The sequence below is a fragment of the Streptomyces sp. NPDC053427 genome, assembly GCF_044544985.1.
GTDB lineage: Bacteria > Actinomycetota > Actinomycetes > Streptomycetales > Streptomycetaceae > Streptomyces.
The window spans coordinates 595435-614385 of record NZ_JBITYA010000005.1 but is presented as its reverse complement, the minus strand read 5'-3'; the positions used below and the strand labels follow the sequence as shown (position 1 = coordinate 614385).

Below are 18951 nucleotides of genomic sequence, written 5' to 3'. Positions count from 1 at the left end.
GGACCGTAGCGGCGGAGCCGTGTAGGGCCGGCACCGCTCCCTACAAACCCACGCCCGCCGCCAGGCGCAACGGCGAACAACCCCCACGGCGGGACAGCCGACAACGTACGGCGCAGGCAAAGCGCAGCGGAGAGGCCGCAGGCGCAACGGCGAGAAACCCCCCACGGCGGGACGGCCGACAACGTACGGCTCAAGCAAAGCGCAGCGGACGGGTCAGTCCATCGGGTGACGCCCGCCCCACGCGCACCAACGTGCCGGGCCCTGTCGCCGTGGGCCCTGACGGCTCCGGAGGGCGAACGGTTCCGTCACCGGCCCCTTTGTGCGGTCGCGTGGGGCAAACTGGCTCGGTGGCGAGCAACATTCCCGAAGAATCAACCAGTTTCATCGGGCGTAGGGACGAACTGCGCCGACTGAACATCGAGTTGGCGCAGCATCGGCTGATCACCCTCACCGGCCCGGGTGGCGTAGGAAAGACCCGGCTCGCGATGCGGGCCGCGGGCGCCGCGGCGGCGCGTCATCCGGATGGGGCGCGCTGGGCCGATCTGTGGCCCCTGCAAGGCAACCGGCTGCTGCCGGCCACCGTCAGCGACGCGGTGGGGCTGTCCGACCACACGGCGCGGATACCGGTGGCGGCGCTGTGCGACTGGCTCGCCGACAAGCAGATGCTGCTGGTGCTGGACTCCTGTGAGCACCTCGTCGACGCCTGCCGGGACCTGATCGGCGATCTGCTGACGGCCGCCCCGCTGGTGACCGTACTGATCACCAGCCGTCAACCGCTGGACGTGGTCGGCGAGTGGGTCACCGAGGTCGCGCCGCTGCCGGTCGAGGGCGACAGCGATGCGCTGGCCCTGCTCAGCGAACGGGCCGGAGCGGCGGCCCCCAGGGTGCGGCTCACCGACCCGGCGAACGCCGCGGCCGCGGCCGCCATCTGCCGGCGCCTCGAAGGCATCCCGCTGGCCCTGGAGCTGGCCGGCGCCCAGCTGGCCGACAACTCCGCCGAGCGGGTCGCCGAACGGCTCAACTCCCGCTTCGACGCGCTCGACGGCGACGGCGACGGCGGCGGCGACGGCGTCGCCCGGCCCCCGTGGCACCGCACCCTGCGCACCGCCATCGGCTGGAGCCACGAACTGTGCACCCCACTGGAGCGGCTGCTGTGGGCACGGCTGTCCGTCTTCCGCGGCACCTTCGACGAGGAGTCCGCACAGTCGGTGTGCGCCGGCGGTCCGCTCACCGCGCAGGGCGTGCGCGCCGCGCTCGGGGGCCTGGCCGCCAAATCGGTGATCTGCCACGAGGGGCCGCGCTTTCGCATGCTCGACACGCTGCGCGAGTACGGCCGGATGTGGCTGGAGGAGCTCGGCGAGGCGACGGCGCTCGCCGACCGGCACGCCGAACACTTCCTGGGCTTCGGACGCCGCGCCGACGTCGGCTGGCTCAGCCCGGACCAGGTCAGATGGTACGAGCGGGTCGCCGAGGCCCATGTGGACCTGTGCACCGCGCTCGATCACCTATTGGTCGCCGATCCCGAACGCGCCCAGGAACTCAGCGCCTGCATCGGCTTCTTCTGGAGCTGCTGCCGTCATCTGCACGAGGCCCGCGGCTATTTGGAGCGCGCCCTCGCCGCCCACCTGGCGCCGAGCCCGGCCCGTACCCGGGCGCTGTGGATGCTCGGCGTCGCCCTGCTGCTCCAGGGCGACCTGGAGGCCGCCGACGAACTGGGCCGCCAGTGCTCTCGCGCGGCCCGCCAGGACGCCGACGCGGAGGCCCTGCGCGCGGCCGGCTATCTCGTCGGCCTCACCCACCTGATGGCGGGCCGCCCGCTGGCCGCCTACACCGTCGCCGACCATGTGCTCGGCCCGATGCCGGACGTCCCGTTCGAGTCCGCGGCCCGGCTGCGCTGCCACATCATCCGGATCTTCGCCCTCACCGGCCTGGGCAAACTCACCGAGGCACGCGCCGAAGCGACCGAACTGCGCCGCGGCTGTGTGGCGCACGGCGAATACTGGGCCCGCTCCTATGCCGACTACCAGCTCTCCCTGATCGCTCTCCTCAAGGGCCGCCCCGAGGACTCCGCGGAACACGCCCGCGCCATGCTCGTCGCCAAGCAGGGCATCGGCGACAACTTCGGTATCGCCCTCGGCCTGGACCTGCTGGCGGCCGCCGTGGCGGCACAGGGCAACGGCGAGAGCGCCGCCATGGTCTACGGCACCGGCCAGGCCTACTGGCGCGCCGTCGGGCACCCGCAGCGCGGCACGCCGGAGCTGCGCGCCGTACGCGAGGAGTGCGAGCAGCGGGCGCGCGCGGCGATCGGCGACGAGGCCTACGCGAACGCCTTCCGCCGGGGCACCGAAGCGCGCCCCGAGGCCTCCCTCGCGAAGGTGCTGGCGGGCGACCTCTAGGACCGGCCCGGCAGGGGCGGCAGCCTCACCCCACCGGGTCCCCGGCCAGTGCGTACAGCATGTCGTAGGCGGTGTCGACCATGTGACAGGTGCGCCCGCGGCGGGTGGCGACCGCCATCAGGCCGATGCCGGAGGCCGGCTGGAAGCCGAGGAACGCCTGCTGGCCGAAGGTCGCCCCGACATGGAAGAGCAGCGGCCCGCGCGGGGCGGGGTGGTGGTACCAGGTCAGGGTGTGGGTGTGCCGGTGCCGCCAGCCGCGGCGCAGCAGCGGGACCTGGACATCGCGCAGCGCCCCGGCCAGCGGGGTGTCCTCGGGGGAGAGGTGCGCCTCAAGGTAGGTGAGCAGGTCGTCCGGAGTGGCGTGCACCGCCCCGGCGGCGCGGAAGCCGCCCATGTCGGAGCCGGGGACCGGCGTTCTGCCGTTTGCGCGGTGGCCGATGGCGTCGGTGCCGGTGGTGCCGGCGCCGAGCGTGGCGCCGGTCAGCCCCAGGGGCTCCAGTACCCGCTCGATGAGCAGGGTCGCGTAGTCGGCGCCCGCCGCGCCCTCCATCGCCGGGCCGAGCAGCGCCAGCCCGAAGTTGGAGTAGCGCCAGCGGGTGCCGGGCGGGTGCCGGAGCCGGGTCCGGGCGAAGGTGTCCAGGAGGCGGCCGGTGTCGTAGCGGGCGTAGCCGTTGCTGTACGGGTGCAGCAGCGCCCCGGCCACCAGGTCGGCGGGGATACGGGGCAGCCCGGAGGTGTGGGTGGCCAGATGCCGCAGCGTGATCCGGTGCGAGGCGGCGTGCGGCAGGGGCAGCGTGGGCAGATGGTCGGCCAGCCGGTCGTCGAGGGAGAGCACACCGGACCGGGCGAGCTCGGCGAGCAGCAGCACGGTGAACGTCTTGGACAGCGAGCCGAGTTCGTAGCGCAGCGCATGCCGGGGCGTGGGCGGCGCGAGGGCCGTGCCACCGGTGATCACGGTCCGCCGGCCCCGGTGGGTGACGGCCAGCACGATGTCCGGGGCGTCGATGAGGGTGACCGCCTCCGCGAGACGGTCACCGAGGGCGCCACCGGGGCCGACGCGGCTCATCCGGCGGTGTCGGCGGACAGCGACCGGGAGGTGGCCATCGCCGAGGCGAACGCGGCCACCAAGGTGGGGTGGTGGACCAGGTCGAAGACGTCCTCCGGGTCGCCGGCCGGCATCCCGCGCTGAATGGGCATCGCGCCGCTGTCGGACTGCGCGGCGGCGTACCGCTCCCACATCTCACCGTCCAGGGTGGGCCGCGGCAGACACGCGTCGACGACGAGGAGCTCGCCGAGCAGATCCCAGTGCTCGAGGTCCGCCCAGTCCTCCATCCAGGCGGGCAGATACCGCGCGAGATAGTCGGCCAGCGCCGGGGGAATGCGGTCCGGCGCCTCGCCCCAGTTGGTGAGGTGGAAGACGGTGTGCGTGAGGTCGTAGGCGATGTGGTACTGCACCGTCCACGGCTCAGGCATCCGGCCCAGCCAGGTGGCCGCCAGGGCCCGGTCGAAGTCGTCACTGGGCGCGAGCTTCATCTTGCGTTCGGCGTTGAGGACTCCCAGCCGTCGGTTGGGCACCATCTCCAGCGCCGTCCAGGTGGCGGTGCGCCGGGGGATTTCGAGGGCCGCCTCCAGCGCGGGGTGGCGGTGGTCCAGTTCGTGGAAGGTCGCATAGATCTCCAGCGGAACGGGGGAGAGCGGCTCCTCGTGCTGGAGGGCGGCCAGTACGTTGCCGCCGTCCAGCAGCTCCCGCCAGGCGAAGTCCAGCAGCTGCCCGGCGCGCGCGTGCTGGCGGGAACCGGCCACGCCCTCCCGGAACAGCACCTGCATATTGATCGCCAACTCGCCGATGGGCTTGAGCCGTTCGATCAGGGCGCCGCCGGTGGCGCGGTCCTCGTCGGTCAGCCGGAAGAAGTCGCGGTGTTTGTCGAGCCAGGTCAGGGCCCGGTCGCCGACGCCGTGCAGCAGCGCGGGGGGAGCGGGTGCGGCGGTCACCGTCACGGAATTACCTCGCTTTCGCAGGGGGTCCGCAGGGCCGTCGCCGCCGCCCCGGATCCTTCCGGTGAAGGTCCCGGGGCGATCCGGGCGAGGGTGCCGGCGAACGCGGTCACCAGGGTGGAGTGGTAGCAGGCCGTGAAGGCCTCGGCGGGTTCGTCCGGGCGGGGCGCCGCGCCGGTCTCGGGCACGCTGCCGTCCGCCGCCTGCGCGGCGGCCAGCCGCTGCCAGGCGACGGGGTCGTACGGGGCCTCGGGCAGGCAGGCGGTCACGGCCAGCAACTCGCCCGCCAGGTCCCACAGTTGCTCCTCCAGCCAGTTCTCCAGCCAGGAGGGGAGCCAGAGCGCCAGATAGCCGGCGAGCTCCGCGGGCAGCCGCCCTGGGGCGCGGCCCCAGTCGGTCAGATGGAAGACGTCGTGGGTCAGGCCGTACACCGCCTTGCGGTCCAGTGCCCAGGGCTCGGGCAGCCGGCCCAGTCCGGTGTGCTGCAACACCGCATCGAAATCGGCGTGGGGGGGATGTCCGATGCGCCGCTCGGCGTTCAGCACACCGAGCGTGCGGGTGTGGTCCTCGCGCGCCACCCGCCAGCCGCGCAGCCGCGTCGTCGTCGACAGCAGTTCCTCGACGGCCGGATTGCGCAGCCCGGTCCGGGCGAAGACCCCGTAGATCTCCACCGGATAGGTGGCATGGGGCTCACCGCGGATCAGCTCGGCGAACAGCTCCCCGTCGAAGGTCTCCTCCCAGGCGAACGCCAAGAGCCCGTCCGCCGACTCCCGGATGTCGGCATGCGGGTGCAACGAAGCGATCACATGCATCAGTTCGGCCAGTTCGCCGAGCGGTTTGAGGGTCAGGTTCGGATCGGCGTCCGTGGTCACGTTCGCGGGCAGGCGGAAGAAGGGCTGCGCCTCGTCCAGCCACCCCAGGCTGTCCTGGACCATCCGGTCCAGCAGCCCCGGGGCGCCCCGGCCGCCGGTCACCACCCCCGCCCGTGGAACCGCTTGGCAGCCACGACATGCAGCGCCACCCGGGCGTCGCCGCCGCTCATCTGCCGTACGAAAGCGAGCCCGGCGTCCAGGCCCAGGGTCGTCGGTACGTCGGGCATCCGGGCCAGCCAGCGGCCGAGGCCGGCCGCCTGCAGCCAGTCCCGTCGGCGGATCGCGCGGACGAAACCGCGTGCCAGGTCGTCCGTGCGGGTCGTCAGATCCTCGGCGAGTCCCGGTGCCAGCCCCGGTAGGGCGAGCGCGGCCAGCTGGGAGGCCCGGTGGGCGAGCTTGGGCCAGGGGTCGGCCGTCACCCAATCGGCTCCGGCCGGTGGTGGCGGCGGCCAGTGCGCCGCTCCGCCGGGCAGATACGAGTGCGAGGCCTCGACCAGGCCCCGGTAGCTCCACACCGACACCTCCGAGGCATCCGCTGCCGGCGGGTAGGCGGCGAGCGTCTCGCGCACCACGGTCTCGTCGTCGCCACCGGGGGGTGCCCGGTGGTCCAGTGCATACGGTGCGAGCGCGTCGGCGCCCAGTACCCTCAGCGCCGCCAGTGACACCGCATCGCCCTGCCGCAGAATGCGTGACAGGGCGTAAGGGTCGCCCTCGCCCCGAAGGGCGAGGGCGACCCCGGTTGCGGCATCGGCGATCACAGCGCTCAGTGGGACTGCGCCCTGCGCCTGTTCAGCCAACGCATGCCCCTTTTACCGCGCGTCCGTCTTCGGACGGGGAGTGGGCGGCGAGATGAGCAGGAGCCCCAGAAGCAGCAGGCCTCCTCCGCACTCGCGGGTGTCGCGGAACACGCCGTGGGGTTCGGCGGAGTCCAGCAGCCCCTCGACTTCGGCGGCCAGAGTGGTCGTGTCGGTCGGTGCTGTGCGATCCGTAACCATAAGTTTTTTCCTCTCTTGTGCGGCGGACGAGATCCAGCCTTACATCCGCCCAAATAGCCCGCAATCGGAAGAAATCGGACCACGCGTCTTCCCGGCGTCCGGCCGGGAGGCCGCCCTGCGTGGCGTGTTGCCCGGACGGCTCGTCGGGTCCCGCCCCAACTCCCTTGAAAAGGAGACCTGTTGTCGGCGATGCGGTGACCGTCGCGCGGCGTACGGAGCGGTCCGGCACACCGCACCCGGCGGCCCTCGGCACTGCTCCGTTCGGGCGTACTACCCGCAAGTACGGCGCGCCGGGCGCCGTTCACACCTGCGGTACCGGCGCGGCGGCGGGCGCCGGGCACCGCGCCCCGGCGCGCTCGGCCCGGCCGCGGCTGCCCCGTGTGTGCGGCCGAAAGACCGGTCGGCGCTCCGCTTCTCCCGGAAGGGGAGCCGCGGAGGGAGCCCAGGGGGAGCCGGCCAGAGGGAGCTGTCCCCTGGCCATACCTTCCGTCGAGGTCTAAATTGGAAATTGGTTGAAGTCAAGCAACTAAATGCGGCCGATAAGCGCCGCTGGTGAGTGCCCGCACGTAGGCGCCGATGGGTGAGCGCCGGCGCATACGTGGCGCCGAGCACCCGACTGTCCCTGGTGGAGCCCTGTATCTATAGGGGTGGTGTTCCGTGGGAAAGACCGCCGAGCCGCCCGCTGCGACCGTTCTCGGTCCCGCAGCGCGCCATACGCCCGATCCCCGCTACAAATGGGTCGCGCTGTCGAACACGACGCTGGGCGTGCTGATCGCCTCCATCAATATGTCGATCATGCTCATCGCGCTGCCCGACATCTTCCGCGGCATCGGCGTGGACCCGCTCCGGCCCGGCAACACCAGCCTGCTGCTGTGGCTGATCATGAGCTATCTCGTCGTCACCGCCGTCCTGGTGGTCAGCTTCGGCAGGCTCGGCGACATGTACGGCCGCACCCGGATGTACAACCTCGGCTTCGCCGTCTTCACGGTCTTCTCCGTGCTGCTCTCGGTGACCTGGCAGCACGGCACGGCGGGTGCCCTCTGGCTGATCGCGATGCGCGTCCTCCAGGGCATCGGCGGCGCGATGCTGATGGCCAATTCCAGCGCGATCCTCACCGACGCCTTCCCCGCCGCCCAGCGCGGTCTCGCCCTGGGCCTGAACCAGGTCGCGGGCATCGCCGGCTCGTTCCTCGGGCTGGTCCTCGGCGGACTGCTCGGGCCCGTCAACTGGCGGCTGGTCTTTCTGGTGTCGGTGCCGTTCGGCGTCTTCGGTACGGTCTGGGCGTATCTGAAGCTGCGGGACACCGGGCTCCGGGTCCCGGCCCGGCCCGACTGGTGGGGCAACCTCACCTTCGCGGTCGGACTGATCGCGCTGCTGACCGGGATCACGTACGGCATCCAGCCGTACGGCGGGCACGCCATGGGCTGGACCAATCCCGCGGTGATCGCGGCGATGACCGGCGGGGTGGCGGTGCTGGGTGTCTTCTGCCTGGTCGAGCGGCGGGTCGCGGACCCCATGTGCGATCTGCGGCTGTTCCGGATCCGGGCCTTCACGGCCGGCAATCTCGCCAGCCTCCTCGCCTCGCTCGGCCGCGGCGGCCTGATGTTCATCCTCATCATCTGGCTGCAGGGCATCTGGCTGCCCCGGCACGGTTACGGCTTCACCCAGACCCCGCTGTGGGCCGGTATCTACATGCTGCCGATGACGGTCGGCTTCCTGGTGGCCGGACCGGTCTCCGGATGGGCGTCCGACCGCTTCGGGGCCCGGACCTTCGCGACCGGCGGCATGCTCCTCGCGGCGGGCACGTTCGTCGCCCTCCAGGCGCTGCCGGTCGACTTCTCCTACCCCGGCTTCGCGCTGATCCTGCTGCTCAACGGCATCGGCATGGGCCTGTTCGCGTCGCCCAACCGGGCCGCCGTCATGAACAGCCTGCCGCCCGACCGGCGCGGCGTCGGCGCCGGAATCAGCACCACCTTCCAGAACTCCGCCATGGTCCTGTCCATCGGCATCTTCTTCTCCCTGATGGTCGCGGGCCTGGCCGGAGCGCTGCCCGGCGCCCTCACCAGCGGCCTGACCGCGCAGGGAGTCCCGGCCGCCGACGCGGCCAAGGTTGCCGCGCTGCCTCCGGTGGGCGTCCTCTTCGCCTCCCTCCTGGGCTACAACCCGATACAGACCCTGCTCGGCCCGCACGTCCTGGGCCGTCTCCCGGCCGACCACGCCGCCTTTCTCACCGGCCGGGAATTCTTCCCCCAGCTGATTTCCCCGCCGTTCGCCGACGGACTGGCCGTCGCCTTCGACTTCGCCATCGCCGCCTGCCTGATCGCGGCCGTTGCCTCGCTGCTGCGCGGCGGGCGTTACGTCCATGACGAGCGGGTTCGGGACGAGGGGGTTGGGGACGAGGGGGTTCATGAGGTGCAGGTTCGCGGCGAGCGGGTCCCTCGCGAGCCGGTGCACGGTGCGGGGAGCCATGACGGGCCGGTCGCCGAGGGGCAGGCGCCCGACGCGCGGGGCCATGACGACCGGGCCCGCGACGACCGGATCCCCGGCACAGCGGCCCAGGGACCGGCGCAGCCCCCGCCGCCGGTGAGACCCCCAGGGAGCCCCTGATGGACACGCCCGGTACCACCCCGTCCGGTACCACCTCGCCCGGTACCACCCCGTCCGGCGTGGCCCCCGAGGCCCCGCAGTCCGCGGAGCTGGCCGGCCGGCTCCGCGCGGCCATCCAGTACCTGCTGCCGCTGCTCCGCCGCCAGAGCGTGCACGGCGATCTGACCCCCAGCCGGCTGACCGCCCTCGCCGTCCTCTCCTCCCACGGCCCACTGCGGATCAGCGACCTTGCCGCCCGCATGAACATCGCGCTCTCCACCACCTCCCGGATGGTCGATCTCCTCGACGGCTGCGGGTGGATCGCCCGCCGGCCCGACCCCGACGACCAGCGCGCCAGCCTGATCAGCCTCAACGACGACGGGAGCGCGCTGCTGACCTCCGTACGGCAGGAAACCACCGGCATCCTCGCCACGGAGATAGCGGGGCTGGCCCCCGAACGACAGCGCCTGCTGCACGACGCGCTCCCGGCGCTGGAAGAGCTCGCCGAACGCGCCCAGCGGCCCCGCCCCGAAAAGCCCGCTTGAACACTCGGGCGGCGCGCGGCCGACCCGGACCGGCACGTTCCCCGGACACGGCTGCGACCTCCCTTCGAAGGCGCACTCCGCCCGCCGCGCGCAGTGGTGTTACCCGCGCACCGAGACAACGCCCTCGCCCGAGGTGGTGGCGGGCGCGGGCCGGCGCTGCTCTAGAGTGCGGGGGTGCCGTCGTACAGCATTGGCCAGGCAGCCCGGCTGCTGGGAGTGAGTTCGGAGACCGTCCGTCGCTGGGCCGACGGCGGTCAGCTGCGGATGGACCGGGACGGCTCGGGAAACCGGGTGATCGACGGGGTGAGTCTCGCGGCGTTCGCCAAGGACCGCGCCGCCGGGATGCATCCCGTCCCCGGCGAGGTCCGCACGTCGGTACGGAACTCCTTCGCCGGAATCGTCACCGCCGTCGTCCTCGACGATGTCATCGCCCAGGTGGAGATCCAGTCCGGCCCGCACCGGCTGGTGTCGATGGTCAGCCGGGAGGCGGCCGAGGAACTGGGCATCGAGGTCGGCGTCACCGCCACCGCCCGGGTCAAGTCGACCAATGTGCACATCGACCGGCCGGACGACCGCGGGCAGTGAGCGACCGCCGGCCCCGTCACCTGTCGCACCGAAGGGCCGGCCGTCCCGTCGAAGTGCGAGCGGCAGGGGCCGCCCGCCTCAGACCTGGAGCTCGGACGGGAAGCCGGTCCAGCGAAGACCGGCGGGGAGATGTCCCATGTCGTTGTAGAGGAGCACGGACGCGGGCCGGCCGGGCGCGTAGCGGATGACCGTCAGCGCGGCGTTGGCGTGGTGGAGTCCGATCCAGCGCCACTTCGGAGCGTCCAGGGCCGCGCGGACCAGCCAGGCGACGAGGAAGTTGTGCGTGACGACGAGCTCATGGCGCGGTACGTCGCCGTCGACCGGGCCGGTGAACCGAGCAAGGGCGGCCCGGGCGAGCCGAGGACCGGGTTCGCGTTCTTCCGGTGGGAACTGCGCCAGTCGCTCCAGGGTGGAGTCGGCCATGTCCGGCGGCAGTTCTTGCCTGGTGGGAAGGTAGGGGACGTAGTCGCCTGCGGACTCGGAGGGCTCGAGGGGAACGCCGTCGAGTTGCTCGCGGATCAACTGTGCGGTCTGCGCCGCCCGGGGGAGTGGACCGTGGTGGATCGCCGAGAGGGGGGTGCGGCGCAGCCGTTCACCGAGCAAGGTGGCTTGGCGCCGTCCGTTCGCGGAGAGTTCGCTCTCGTCGTCGGACGCCTCACCGTGCCGGGCCAGGTAGAGATAGCGTGCGGCGGTCGTCATCGTGGCCTCCAAGATCGTATGTCTTCCCGGACGTTCCTCAAGGCGGTGTGGTTCCGCGCAGCGACGGGCTCCGTGCGCCGTGTGCCGCCGACTCCGCGCCGCTCCTTCGCCCAGCCGTCCGGGCTGTTGAAGAACCTCGGCGAGCCGTCCAACGCCTGGTCTACGATCGCCCGATGACCACAGTGTTGATCATCGGTGCGGGCGACATGGGCGAGCGGGTCGCGGACGGACTGGCCGCCGGCGGCCGGGTGCGGAGGGTGCTGGTGGCGGGCCGCTCCGCCGCACGCGATGCCGTCGCGGCGACCGTGGCCAGCGCCCGCGACTGCCTCGTCGAGGCGGTCCGGCTCGACGCGTCCCGGCAGGACGAGGTCGCCGAGCTGCTCACCGCCACCCGCCCCGATCTGATCGTGCACTGTGCCTCGCTGCGCAGCCCCTGGGCGATGTCCGGCCGTACCGATCCCGCGGCCCGGGCCGTCGCCGCCGCCGGTCTCGCCCTGCGGCTGCCCTACCAACTCCCGCTCGTCCTGTCCGTCATGCGGGCCGTTCGCGACGCCGGTTACACCGGGCCGGTGGCGAACCTGTCCTTCCCGGACGTGACCGGGCCGGTCCTCGCCCGCCTCGGCCTGGCGCCCACCGTCGGCCTGGGCAACGCCGCCATGATGCAGCTGCGGGTACGCGCCGCGCTGCGCGCCGCACACCCCGAGCGGACCGTGCCGCTGATCCGCGTGCTCGGGCACCACTCCCAGCTCCTCGACGTCATGCAGGCGCGCCGGCCCGCCGACCCGGAACGCCTGTGCAGGGTCCACCTCGGCGAGGACGGGCGACGGGACGACTCGCTGGCCTACCAGGCACCACCGCTCGCGCCCGGCCTCCGCTACAACGTCGTCACCGGGGCCGCGGTCGTCCCGGTCCTGGAAGCGCTGCTGCCCGGGGCGGGCCCGCTGCGCCATTCCACCGCCGCACCGGCAGGCCTGCCGGGCGGATATCCGGTCCGTATCGTCGACGGCTCCGTCGCCCTGGATCTGCCGCCCGGGCTCTCCGAAGCCGACGCGATCGCCTTCAACGAGCGGATGGCCGCCGGTGACGGTGTCGATCGCATCGATGCCGACGGCACCGTCCACTTCGCCGAAGCCTGTCACCAGGCTGTCGCCGGCATCGCGCCGGACCTGGCCCACCCCCTCGCCCTCGACGACCTCGCGGCGCGGGCGGCGCGGCTGGACTCCGTACTCGCCTGACCGGGCACCGGTCCGGTTCAGTCGCGCGGCGCCTCGGAGAGTCCCTGGCGGCACAACAGCGCGGCGTGCAGATCCAGTTTGTGGTCGAGCCGGGACAGATCGCGGCCGGTGAGCGACTCGATCCGCTGGATGCGGTAGTGGACCGTGTTGACGTGCAGGTGCAGGGTCTCGGCCGTACGCGCCCAGGAACCGTGCTGAGCGAGGAAGACCTCCAGGGTCTCCAGGAGCATCCGGTGCGAGGTGCTGCTGCCGCGGGCCAGCGGTCCCAGGACCCGGGAGCTGAAGGCCGTACGGACATCGGAGGGGACACCGGCGAGCAGCGTGCCCAGTGTGGTGAGGTCCTCGACGGAGGTGATCCGGGCGGCCTTCGGGGCGTCGGCGCGGGCCGCGGCCAGGGCGTAACGCGCTTGCGAGAGTGCGGAGTTGAGGCCGCCCGCGGCGGCCGTGAGGCTGCTGACGCCGGCGTGCAGCGGGGTCTGGGGGTGGCAGGCGTGGAGGGTCGGCCACAGGTCGCGCAGCGCGGTGTACCCCTCGCTGTCGGAGCTCGCGTCGGCGTCCGCGTCGGCGTGGACGACCGCGACGGCCTCGCCGCCCGGGAGGCGTCCGACGACGAACGGCGCGGCGGGGGAGTGCCGTAGCGCCTCCGTCAGCGCGCCGACGGCCCGGTCGCTGTCGTCGCCGCCCAGCGCGGCCACCACCACGCGGTACGGGCCCGAGACCGGCAGGCCGGCGGCGTGCACGGCGGAGTCCAGCGCGGCGCCGTCTGCCGGGGCGGCGTCGATCAGCGCCATCAGCTCGTCGGCGGCGCGGCGCCCGGCGTCCTGCCTGCGGTCGAGGAGATGCCGGTACTGGGCGATGACATCGGCGATCTCGTGCAGTACGCGCGGCGGGGCGTCGGCCGCGCCGCGCAGATGCAGATGCCAGCTGTCGTACGGGCCGAAGTCCCCGTCGATCCGCAGGCTGGTGCCGACCGCGCCGGTCAGATCGCGGGCGGCCTGCTGCGCGGACAGGAACGGGGCCGACGGGGTACGGGCTATCACCCGCCCGGTCGCCGTCAGCAGATAGCAGGCCGGCCCGCCGAGGTGGGCGAACGCGCGGTCCAGCAGCGCGTCCGGCGCCGCGCCCTCGGCGAGCAGGCGGGCCAGTTCCGTGCGGACGTTCTCCGGCAGCGCGTAGTGGTCGGTGGGGCGCCGGCTCAGGTCTCCCCACTGACGCAGGTACACCGCTTCCGTGATGGCCCGGAAGGTGGTGTGCGCGGGGACGGCGACCAGGGCGATGCGGTGTTCGCGGCAGGATGCGACGAGGTCCTCGGGCACCGAGCCATGGGTCTCCTCGCCCGCCAGCAGCGCCGCCGCCCCGGCCGAATGCAGCGCCGAGACGAAGCGGTCGACCTTCGCGCGGCTCTCCCCGGGCTTCCACCACACCAGTCCGCTGAGCACCAGCTCCCCCGGCTGCAGAAACCGCGCCGGGTCCTCCAGATCCGTGGCGGTCACCCCGCTGACCTCACGGGTGAGCAGGGAGCTCTCGCCCCACAGCAGGTTCAGATCGAGCGAATCGAGCTGGAGGAGTTCTTGGACGTGCATGTGCTGGCTCCTTGGGCGGCTGCCGGGGCGGAGGACGGACGGAGAGGGGCCCGGCATCTCACATTCACAAGGCGAATGCGAGTCCAGCCATCGTAAATGCAAGCCGTTCTCGCCGATATACCTCTTGGTTGATCATCCAGTTCCGGGCCGCCGCGCTGGTGTTTTTCCGTGGTGCGCACCAGTCGTGCCGAGCACCGCCGCGTTGCTTCACTCGCGGTATGGACCTCAACACGGTGCTGGAGGTGCGAGACGCCCGGCAGCGCGCCCCCTGGCGCACCGGCGACGCCTGGCTGGGCGGCGGCACGTACCTGTTCTCCGAGCCGCAGCCGCACATACGACGCCTGGTGGACCTGGGCCGGATGGACTGGGAGCCGCTGAGCCGGCAGTCCGACGGCTCCCTGGAGATCGCGGCGACCTGCACCATCGCCCAGCTCTCCCGCTTCGCGCGGACCTACGACGCCCCGGCGGCGCCACTGTTCGAACAGTGCTGCCGCGCCTTCCTCGCCTCGTTCAAGATCTGGAACATGGCGACCGTCGGCGGCAACCTCTGCAACGGCCTGCCCGCCGGCCCGATGATCTCGCTGACCGCCGCCCTCGACGGCACCGCCCTGCTCCAGGCCCAGGACGGCACGCTGCGCCGCACCAAGGTCGCGGACTTCATCACCGGCGCCGGTCGCAAGGACCTCGCCGAGGGCGAACTGCTGCGCTCGGTCACCCTGCCCGCCCGGGCCCTGCTCTCCCGTACGGCGTTCCGCCAGGCGTCCCTGTACGGACTCGGCCGCTCCGGCGCGCTGGTCATCGGCGCCCTCGACCCGCTGGACGGCTCGCTGGCCGTGACCGTCACCGCCGCCACCGTGCGGCCGTTCCGCCTCTGGTTCCCGACGGCGCCGGACGCCAGGGAACTGCGCGAGGCGCTCGCATGGACCATCGCCGACGGCGACTGGTTCGACGACATCCACGGACTGCCGGCCTGGCGCCGGCACATGGCGCTGCGGCTCTCCGAGGATATCCGCCGGGAACTGGGCCGGGAGGCCGGACGATGAGCTTCGACATCCACGTCAATGAGCGGCGGTTCGACGCGGAGCCGCGTCCCGGCCAGTGTCTGCGCACCTACCTCCGCGACCGCGGCTGGTTCGGGGTCAAGAAGGGCTGCGACGCCGGCGACTGCGGGGCCTGCACCGTCCATGTCGACGGCGAGCCCGTACACAGCTGCATCTACCCCGCCGTGCGCGCCGAGGGCCGCCGCGTCACCACCGTCGAGGGCCTGGCCTCGGCCGACGGCGAGCTCCACCCCATGCAGCAGAGGTTCCTGGACGCCCAGGGCTTCCAGTGCGGCTTCTGCACGGCCGGATTCCTGATGACGACATCGGCGCTGGTCGCGGAGGAGGGCGGCGAGAACGACGACGGGAAGCTGGCCGATCTGCCGCGCGCCCTCAAGGGCAACCTGTGCCGCTGCACCGGCTACCGGGCGATCGAGGACGCCGTACGCGGGGTCAAGAACGTCGAGGAGCCGTGCGCGGGCCAGGCGGTCGGCCGCAACCTGGGCGCCCCGGCCGGGCCGCAGGTGGTCACCGGCACCGCCCGCTACACCTTCGACATCGACATCCCCGGCCTGCTGCACATGAAGCTGCTGCGCTCCCCGCATCCGCACGCCCGGATCGTCTCCATCGACACCTCCGCCGCGCTCCGGGTCCCCGGCGTGCACACCGTCCTCACCCATCACGACGCGCCCGAGCGGCTGTACTCCTCGGCCCGGCACGAGCACCCCACCGAGGACCCCGACGACACCCGGGTGTTGGACGATGTGGTCCGGTTCGTGGGGCAGCGGGTGGCGGCCGTGGTCGCCGACACCGAGGGGGCCGCCGAGGAGGGCTGCCGCCGGATCGTCGTGGAGTACGAGGAGCTGCCGTATGTCATCGACCCGGAGGAGGCGATGCAACCCGGCGCTCCGGTGATCCACCCCAAGGGCCCCGAGACCCGGATCGCGCGGGCGGAGAACAACGTCGTCGGCGAGGTGCACGGCGAGATCGGCAGCGTCGAGGAGGGCTTCGCCGAGGCCGACCTCGTCTACGAAGAGAGCTTCCGCACCCAGCGGGTGCAGCACGCCAGCCTGGAGACGCACGGCTGTGTCGCCTACTTCGAGCAGATCGAGCAGATCGAGCAGATCGAGCAGATCGAGCAGATCGAGGAGGCCGAGGGGACAGCGGAGACCGAGGAGAAGGGGGCGGACTGGGCGGACGGCGGCGCGCGGATCGTGGTCCGCTCCAGCACCCAGGTCCCGTTCCTGACCCGCCGCGCCCTCTGCGCGCTCTACGACCTGCCGGAGGACAAGGTCCGGGTGGTCGCGGGCCGGGTCGGCGGCGGGTTCGGCGGCAAGCAGGAGATGCTCACCGAGGACATCGTCGTGCTGGCCGCGATGCGGCTGAAGCGGCCGGTGAAGCTGGAGTTCACCCGGGCCGAGCAGTTCTTCGGCGCGACCACCCGGCACCCCTTCCGCATCCGGCTCAAGGCCGGGGCCAAGAAAGACGGCACGCTGACCGCGCTCCAGATCCGGGTGGTTTCCAACACCGGCGCGTACGGCAACCACGGGCCGGCCGTGATGTTCCACAGCGTGGGCGAGTCGATGGCCGTCTACCGCGCGCCGCACAAGAAGGTCAATGCGTACTCCGTCTACACCAACTGCGTCCCCGCCGGAGCCTTCCGCGGCTACGGCCTGGGGCAGGTCACCTTCGCCGTGGAGTCGGCGATGGACGAGATGGCCCGCCGGCTGGGCATCGATCCCCTGGTCTTCCGGGAGCGCAACATCATCGGCCCCGGCGAGCACATGATCAGCCCCGGTGGCGAGGAGGAGGACCTGCATATCGCAAGTTACGGTCTCGACCAGTGCCTGAAGGTCGTCCGGGACGCCATCGCCGAGGACACCAGCGCCGCCGACGCCCCGGAGGGCTGGCTGGTCGGGCAGGGCACGGCGATGTCGATGATCGCCACCGGTCCGCCGGGCGGGCACTTCGCGGACGCCACGGTGACGCTGCTCGAGGACGGTACGTACGACATCGCGGTGGGCACGGCGGAGTTCGGCAACGGAACGACCACCGTGCACAAGCAGATCACCGCGGGGGCGCTGGGCACCACGGTGGACCGGATCGCCATCCGGCAGTCCGACACCGACGTCGTACGGCATGACACCGGCGCCTTCGGCTCGGCCGGGACGGTCGTCGCGGGCAAGGCCGTGATGAAGGCGGCCAACGGCCTCGCCGAGCGGATCCTCACCTTCGCCGCGGAGCATGTCAGGGTGCCGCGGAGCCTGTGCCGGCTGATGGCGGACTCGGTGGAGTGCGACGGGCGGCTGGTGTCGCTCAAGGAACTCCACGAGGCTGCGCACAGCAAGAACGTGGAACTTGTGGCGGCCGGGCACTGGGGCGGCTCGCCCCGATCGGTGGCCTTCAACGCCCAGTGGTTCCGGATCGCCGTCGACCCGCACACCGGGGAGATGAAGATCCTGCGCAGCGTGCACTCGGCCGACGCGGGCAAGGTCATGAACCCCATGCAGTGCCGCGGCCAGGTCGAGGGCGGCGTCGCCCAGGCGCTCGGCGCGACCCTCTTCGAGCAGGTCCTCGTCGACGACGGCGGCAAGGTGGTCACTCCCGCGTTCCGCCGCTACCGGCTGCCCGCCTACGCCGACGTGCCGCGCACCGAGGTGCACTTCATGGAGACCTCGGACGCGATCGGGCCGCTGGGCGCCAAGTCGATGAGCGAGAGCCCGTTCAACCCGGTGGCCCCCGCCTTCGCCAATGCGCTGCGCGACGCCACCGGGATGCGCTTCACGGAGGTGCCGCTGCTGCGCGACAAGGTGTGGCAGGCACTGGAGGAGCATCGGGCCGCGGGCGCGGAGGAGGGCTGGTCGGCCAAGGCGCATCCGTCGCGCGAGGGGTCGGTGTGAGACGGGCCGGTCTGAAACGGGTCGGTGTGGGACGGGGGCGGAGTGCGACGCCCGGACGCCGACGCGGCGCGTATGGCTGGATCGCAACACCGGACATGCCGCCCTCATGGCCCATTTCACCTCCCACACGCGAGGTAAAAATGCATATGAGGGTGGCATCCGTGGTTCGGATCCGGCCCGGTCGGGCATCACAGGGAGGCAGTCGCCACGCGAACAGCCTCGAGGGGGACTCGAATGAGCCGACTCAGCCCGCCGCCCCACCCCGTCGCCGTACACCCGGCGCCGGCGGACGCCGCACCCGCCGGTGCCCGGCGCTTTGTGATCCGCGGTCAGCTGGACCGTCCGCTCGCGCTGACCGTCGCGGATCTGCGGGAGCGGTGGGTGCAGCGGCGCGCCGAGGTGGTCTTCGACTGCGCCACCAACGGTCCGCAGCACCACACCTTCGAAGGGCCGCTGCTGCGGGAGGTCCTCGGCGAGGCGCGGCCGGCCTTCGACGCCCGGCGCCGCAAGGACCGCTCCCGCTTCCTGCTGGCCGTCACCGGCGGGGACGGGCACCATGCGGTGCTGTCGTGGGCGGAGCTGGACGTGGACTTCGGCGATGCGCCGATTCTGCTGGCCACGGCCATGGACGGGCGCGCGCTGGACGAGGCGGGCAGTCAGCTGGTGGTGCCTTCGGACCGCTGCGGGGCGCGGTACATCAGCGCCATCACCGGGATCTGGGTCGGTACGTGCGCCGTACCGGAGGAGTGCCTCACGGTCGACGGCCACTCCTGAGGCCCCCGACGGGCGGGGGCCTTGGGGAAGGCGCCGGGCTCAGGCGGTGGCGAGGGAGATCTCGGTGGACTTGATCAGCGCGGTGACCGGCGAACCGCTGGTCAGCGCCAGGTCTTCGACCGCATCCTTGGTGATCGCGGCGGTCAGCTCGCCCCCTGCGACGCTGATCTTCACCCCGGCCATCGCGCCACCGGTGGTGACGCCTTCGACGGTGCCGGGGATCTGGTTACGGATGCTCAGACCGTCGACCGGCCCGGTGGCGAGCGCGACCTCGGTGGACTTGATCAGCGTACGGACCGCCGACCCCGCCGCGAGGCCCAGGTCGTTGGCCGCCTCCCGGGTGATCGCGGCGGTGATGTCCTGGCCGCCGTCCAGTCGGACCTTGACGGTTGCCATGACCTCGCCGGTGGTAACGGAGGTGACGGTGCCGGGGAGGTGATTGCGGATGCTCAGGGGCATGGTGGGGGCCTCATATACGGAGTCGGGTGCGAAAGCGGATGGAGGGTGGAATGCCGGGGTTTCTCCTGACATACCGCCATTGCTTGCACTCTAGCCACACCCTGCGCAACCTTCCGGACACGCATTGCAGGTGCCAGGATGGCGAGGAATGCGCCTCACAAAACGGAGGCATGGAGGGAAGAGGTGGCGAGAAGTCGCCCTTGGCATTTCCTCCAACGCCCCTGGCGGCTGCTATATACATTCGCCAAAAGAATTGCAAATGCCAGCCAATGTTGCATATCTTGTCG

16 protein-coding genes are annotated in these 18951 nt (G+C 72.1%); 8 read left to right on the top strand and 8 right to left on the bottom strand.

All coding sequences use genetic code 11. The features are described 5' to 3' along the window. Positions 1-347 precede the first annotated feature (347 nt). Entirely contained in the window at positions 348-2396 is a 2049-nt protein-coding gene (locus ACIGWZ_RS17410; protein ID WP_400065386.1) for an ATP-binding protein, read from the top strand. A gap of 25 nt (positions 2397-2421) precedes the next feature. Here ACIGWZ_RS17410 and ACIGWZ_RS17405 read toward each other — a convergent pair whose 3' ends face one another. From ACIGWZ_RS17405 to ACIGWZ_RS17385, 5 genes are read right to left on the bottom strand one after another with little or no spacing between them, the layout of a single operon-like run. Beyond that, the gene (locus ACIGWZ_RS17405) at positions 2422-3462 is read right to left on the bottom strand and encodes a serine hydrolase domain-containing protein (RefSeq protein ID WP_400065384.1); all 1041 of its coding nucleotides are present in this window, start codon (positions 3460-3462) and stop codon (positions 2422-2424) included. Then, a complete protein-coding gene (locus tag ACIGWZ_RS17400) occupies positions 3459-4394 on the bottom strand; it encodes a DUF6895 family protein (RefSeq protein WP_400065382.1) in 936 nt (311 codons plus the stop codon). The genes ACIGWZ_RS17405 and ACIGWZ_RS17400 overlap by 4 nt, the downstream gene beginning before the upstream one ends. Further along, on the bottom strand, positions 4391-5365 hold the full coding sequence (locus ACIGWZ_RS17395) for a DUF6895 family protein (protein WP_400065380.1): 975 nt from the start codon (positions 5363-5365) through the stop codon (positions 4391-4393). The genes ACIGWZ_RS17400 and ACIGWZ_RS17395 overlap by 4 nt, the downstream gene beginning before the upstream one ends. Further along, positions 5362-6060 carry a hypothetical protein gene (locus ACIGWZ_RS17390; RefSeq protein ID WP_400065378.1) on the bottom strand — a complete coding sequence of 233 codons (699 nt, stop codon included), beginning with the start codon at positions 6058-6060 and terminating at the stop codon, positions 5362-5364. Before ACIGWZ_RS17390 ends, ACIGWZ_RS17395 begins: the two co-directional genes overlap by 4 nt. A 12-nt stretch (positions 6061-6072) precedes the next feature. After that, positions 6073-6258, bottom strand: a complete 186-nt coding sequence (locus tag ACIGWZ_RS17385; protein ID WP_400065376.1) for a hypothetical protein — start codon at positions 6256-6258, stop codon at positions 6073-6075. A 657-nt stretch (positions 6259-6915) separates the two neighbouring features. Between ACIGWZ_RS17385 and ACIGWZ_RS17380 the strand changes: the two genes are divergently transcribed. The 3 genes from ACIGWZ_RS17380 to ACIGWZ_RS17370 all read left to right on the top strand — a co-directional run bounded on the left by ACIGWZ_RS17380 (position 6916) and on the right by ACIGWZ_RS17370 (position 9974). Beyond that, positions 6916-8865 (top strand): MFS transporter, encoded by a 1950-nt coding sequence (locus ACIGWZ_RS17380; RefSeq protein ID WP_400065374.1) that lies wholly within the window; start codon positions 6916-6918, stop codon positions 8863-8865. After that, complete coding sequence (locus ACIGWZ_RS17375) at positions 8865-9389, top strand: MarR family winged helix-turn-helix transcriptional regulator (protein ID WP_400065372.1); 525 nt, start codon at positions 8865-8867, stop codon at positions 9387-9389. The genes ACIGWZ_RS17380 and ACIGWZ_RS17375 overlap by 1 nt, the downstream gene beginning before the upstream one ends. A gap of 174 nt (positions 9390-9563) precedes the next feature. Next, entirely contained in the window at positions 9564-9974 is a 411-nt protein-coding gene (locus ACIGWZ_RS17370) for a molybdopterin-binding protein (RefSeq protein ID WP_400065370.1), read from the top strand. A gap of 78 nt (positions 9975-10052) precedes the next feature. On the opposite strand, the gene ACIGWZ_RS17365 is transcribed toward ACIGWZ_RS17370, so the two are convergent. Then, complete coding sequence (locus ACIGWZ_RS17365; protein WP_400065368.1) at positions 10053-10673, bottom strand: histidine phosphatase family protein; 621 nt, start codon at positions 10671-10673, stop codon at positions 10053-10055. Between the two features lie 173 nt (positions 10674-10846). On the opposite strand from ACIGWZ_RS17365, the gene ACIGWZ_RS17360 reads away from it, so the two are divergent. Continuing rightward, a complete protein-coding gene (locus ACIGWZ_RS17360; protein ID WP_400065366.1) occupies positions 10847-11908 on the top strand; it encodes a saccharopine dehydrogenase NADP-binding domain-containing protein in 1062 nt (353 codons plus the stop codon). 17 nt (positions 11909-11925) lie between these two features. Here the strand turns inward: ACIGWZ_RS17360 and ACIGWZ_RS17355 are convergent, their stop codons facing one another. Continuing rightward, positions 11926-13491, bottom strand: coding sequence for a PucR family transcriptional regulator (locus ACIGWZ_RS17355; protein ID WP_400065364.1), 1566 nt, complete (start codon positions 13489-13491; stop codon positions 11926-11928). 218 nt (positions 13492-13709) lie between these two features. Between ACIGWZ_RS17355 and ACIGWZ_RS17350 the strand changes: the two genes are divergently transcribed. The 3 genes from ACIGWZ_RS17350 (at position 13710) to ACIGWZ_RS17340 (ending at position 18205) form a co-directional block, all read left to right on the top strand. After that, complete coding sequence (locus ACIGWZ_RS17350; RefSeq protein ID WP_400065362.1) at positions 13710-14534, top strand: FAD binding domain-containing protein; 825 nt, start codon at positions 13710-13712, stop codon at positions 14532-14534. Then, positions 14531-17431 (top strand): molybdopterin-dependent oxidoreductase, encoded by a 2901-nt coding sequence (locus ACIGWZ_RS17345; RefSeq protein WP_400065360.1) that lies wholly within the window; start codon positions 14531-14533, stop codon positions 17429-17431. The genes ACIGWZ_RS17350 and ACIGWZ_RS17345 overlap by 4 nt, the downstream gene beginning before the upstream one ends. Before the next feature lie 234 nt (positions 17432-17665). Next, complete coding sequence (locus ACIGWZ_RS17340) at positions 17666-18205, top strand: molybdopterin-dependent oxidoreductase (RefSeq protein WP_400065359.1); 540 nt, start codon at positions 17666-17668, stop codon at positions 18203-18205. 39 nt (positions 18206-18244) lie between these two features. On the opposite strand, the gene ACIGWZ_RS17335 is transcribed toward ACIGWZ_RS17340, so the two are convergent. After that, a complete protein-coding gene (locus ACIGWZ_RS17335) occupies positions 18245-18664 on the bottom strand; it encodes a molybdopterin-binding protein (protein ID WP_400065358.1) in 420 nt (139 codons plus the stop codon). Positions 18665-18951 lie beyond the last annotated feature (287 nt).